This window comes from Cobetia sp. MC34, from assembly GCF_018340035.1.
GTDB lineage: Bacteria > Pseudomonadota > Gammaproteobacteria > Pseudomonadales > Halomonadaceae > Cobetia > Cobetia amphilecti.
On the sequence record NZ_JADPPY010000129.1, the window covers coordinates 1 to 268 of the forward strand.

Sequence of the window (268 nt, forward strand, 5' to 3'; positions counted from 1 at the left end):
GGACTCTGACGCCACGTAGCGGCCTTCTTCGTCCAGCAGCCGCGGCACGATCTGCCCAGGCGGCAGGCTGGCGAACTCAGGACGATGGCAAATCTCCAGCACCTGCTGACGCTCTTCCGGCGATAGGGCATGACGCGGGACAGGCCGCACCGCTTGAGGCCGGCGATCCTGATCGCCCCGCACCCAGCGGCGATACGTGTTGGTGCCGATGCCGAGTTCAGCGCATGCCGACTGCAGGCGTGCCCCTTGGGCACGCCCCTCATCGATC

1 pseudogene is annotated in these 268 nt (G+C 67.5%); it reads right to left on the reverse strand.

Going from position 1 to position 268, the window contains the following annotated elements:
- A pseudogene (locus IZU87_RS17450) lies at nucleotides 1-268 on the reverse strand (IS3 family transposase); the annotation flags it as partial.